This is a genomic window from Phycisphaerae bacterium (assembly GCA_012729815.1).
GTDB lineage: Bacteria > Planctomycetota > Phycisphaerae > JAAYCJ01 > JAAYCJ01 > JAAYCJ01.
On the sequence record JAAYCJ010000195.1, the window covers coordinates 1 to 3,285 of the forward strand.

Here is a 3,285-nt window from a genome sequence, read left to right on the forward strand (position 1 = left end):
TGCCCAGCTCGCCAATCCGCAGAGCCTGCAATGGCACCTCGCGCTCCGGCGGCACCTGGCTGAGTTGGATCTGCTCGCGGGCGTAGAGTTCCGGCAGGGTTCGCGGGAGTCGGTCCGCGAAGGTGGCGGTCAACTCTCGCGCGTTAGTCAGATCGTCCGCGCAGATCGGCCGGACGCGCAGCGGGAGCGTGGTCTCACGCATCGCCAGCGGAACCCAGTTGTGGTATGCGATGTCCTTGCAGGCCTGGAAAACTTTCCGTGCGATCACCTCGGCATAGGCGATGTGGCTCTGCGGCTGGGCGGGCTTCGCTTCGCCGTAGTCCATCCAATGCAGGTCGCCGCTCGTGCCGTTGGACATCAGGGCGACAAAAGGTGGCTCGGCGTTCTGGACATTGACCAGAGTGGTGAGCTGGTCGGCGAAGGAGCCGAAGTAGTCCGCCGAGACCGGCGGGGCGCCGACATAGTGCATCGAATAGTTCGCCAGCAGTCCGATCGGCCGACCCTCCGGCGATTGCACGGAGACAATGGAAAGGTCCGGATCGACCGGGCCCGCGGGGCCGAGATAGTCCGGGTTCTGATAGCCGGGATGCATCATGGCCCGAACGCTCAAACGCCCGAAGGGGTCGGTGTCGATCCGGTCCGGCCGCCGGATCCAGCGCCGGCAGTGGGTGTGCTCTGGAGCTCGCACAACGGTCCAGCCGATCCGCGCCGGGGCGAGGTTCGCCGTGGCCTCTGTGACCGCTTGGGCGATCTGCGCCGGGAGCCATCGTCGGTAGCCGGGATTTTCTCCCGATCCGAGCAGACTGGTCAGCGTGGGGGCCGCGTGTGTATGCGTCGCCGACATCAGCATGCGGTCCACCGGGATGCCGGTCGCCTGATGGGCCAGAAGCTTGGCCTCGTCGAGCAAGTCCTGGGTGGCCACGCAGGTGTCGACGGTCAGGATGGCGACGCGGGTGACCTCATCATCCAGCACCAGGCAGCGGGCGTGGAGTCGATCCTGGATTGTGTCGGCCGTTTGCGCAAAGAAGCTCCCGGCGATGTGCACCGGCAGTTCCCGCGGCGCGATGTCGATCGCGGCCGCCCCGGCGCGGAACACACGCTCGGTTTCGGCTCCCCACACCCTGGCCGACCAGGAAACCAGGGCAAGCAGCACGATACAAAGGCATACGCGAGGCGAACGGAACGCGCAAGCGGCGAGCATGAGCAGGATCTCCGGAGAGAATGTCCTGGCGTTCACCCTCCCGGCACGCGCCGGCGGTGCGCTTCCGAAGATTGTACAGCGCCGGGCTCACTCCTGCAGGTGATAGGTATACAGGTCGTCGAACCAAGCGGTGCCGCCCTCGCCGCTGTCCGTGTGGCAGTCGAGGATCGCCAGAACCGCGCCCTGCGGCACGGGTTCGGAAATCGCCGACACCTTCTGCCAGAAGGTCGTACCGCTTAGCGGTTGTGTGGCATGGACGGCCAGTTCACGTCCCTGGCCGTCGAGGAAGCGAAGTCGCACGCGGGCCTTGGCTTTGAGAGCGTCGGCCCGCTGGTGGCCGCCGAAGGCGAACCGCTGCCCGGCAATGACCGCAAACGGCGTCGAGCTGAATCGTCGCTCGGGCTTGCCGGCACGGATCCGCAGCGAACGAACGCCGGCAAACGATTGCCGTACCTGCAAACCGCCAATGTCCATCAGCCCCTCAATGCGCAGGTGTCCCTGGGCCGGTGCCCGACGAGTCCACCACAGGTCGCGATGCCAACCGTCGTCGTGGCGCAACTCGAACCACTTCCAGCGATCGCTGGCCCATTCCTCTGCCGTCCACCCACCGAAGTCGGCTTCCAGGCTGGGATTGACCACCAGATTGACGAGCGGGCCGCGGGGCCGGTATCCACTGGACCGCGGCTTGACGGTGAACGTCCGGCCGGCAGGCTCAAAGTCCCCAGTGGTCAGCACGAAGCAGTCGATGAGCTTCGCGTAAGGCGTGCCATTGGCCAGGTTCACGTCCAAGCCGCCGGGCCGCTTGCTGACCACGCTGTAGCTGAACCGATGCTTGCCGGGTTTCAACAGCGTCGTACCGTAACGATACCAGGCGAAGAGCATGCGCTCGTCCTCGAGGGCGTTGTACTGGGCCGCAAGGCGGATCTGGCTTGGGACGAGGGCGTTCGTGGCCTCTTGCCAGGGGCCGTCGTTCACCCGCCAGCGACCGGGCGAGGCCATCGCCAGGACGCCTTCGCGGACCCATAGCTCATAGTGGCCCTCGCCCTGGACCTCGAAGTCGTAGGTCGCGACGTAGCCGTCCGGCGAGGGCGGCGGGATCTGGGATGCCAGCCCCAAGAAGGCGTCGCCGCTCAACTCCGGCAACGCGCTGAATACGTCGAGGTTGAAGTTCGAAGCGGTCGGTCGCTCGGCCTCGATCAAGATGGCTGCCGCGTCGCTTTGTGGAGTCTTCGCGGTTCCCGAAGTCGCCAGACTCTCAAACCGCGGCGCCACATTCGCCGGGGTGCGGATGATCGCGGTGGCTCGCGTTTCATGAGTAGCGAAGAGGATGCCCTGCGGGGCCCAACTGAACTTGTTGTTGGAACTGACCAACGTGCGGTCGTCAGGCATCAACTCGAAGCGGAACGCGTCTCCCGAGCCTTGGGCCGGCGGGATCGGCGTACCGTCCGCGCGGTGGATGCGAGTGCGGCTTCGTGCCTCGGGCGGCACGGTGAAGCTCACCGGGTACGGCTTCATGGGCGGCGGCTCGCGGTGGTTGCTGGTCGCGTCGAGATTGAACGGCGGCAACGCTTCGCCCAGACGAATCGTCGAATCCAGATGCGGAACCAGACTGATCACCGTGACCTGTTCGTCGCCGGCGGTGTAGGTGAAGGCCTCGAACTGCGGCCCGACCTCCAGCATGCGCACACCAAGGCCGTTCTCCATGAACGCGGCATAGTTGAAGCGGTGGTCCCGGCCATCGAAAACAACCTGCTGTGGCCGCCAGCCGGGCTTCACCTCGGCATTCTTGCTGATGATCTGAACTTGGCCGTCGATCAGGTTCCAGACCTGGCCGGCTTGGTTGCGGGCGATGATCTTCGCCCCGGCCGGCGGCTGCAAGACCTGGAACTCGACGCCGTCGTCGTCCTTGGCGAACTCGTCCGTGTAGTACTTGTCGATCATCGGGAACACGCCCCGGTCGCGGCGATAGCCCACCCAGGTGACCCGCTGCCCGGTGGCCAGATAAGCTTTGACCTCGTCCGCCCAGCGCAGCGATGCCGGCGTGTTCTCCAGGTTGATGAACATCATGTCCGTGGCCGGCCGCA

2 protein-coding genes are annotated in these 3,285 nt (G+C 65.7%); both read right to left on the reverse strand.

Annotation, left to right across the window (positions count from 1 at the left end):
- Positions 1–1,153 (reverse strand): hypothetical protein (locus tag GXY33_13065; protein NLX06062.1); only part of this gene is annotated, 1,153 nt, incomplete at its 3' end.
- A 135-nt stretch (positions 1,154–1,288) separates the two neighbouring features.
- Positions 1,289–3,285: hypothetical protein (locus tag GXY33_13070; GenBank protein NLX06063.1), on the reverse strand; the 1,997-nt coding region annotated here is incomplete at its 5' end.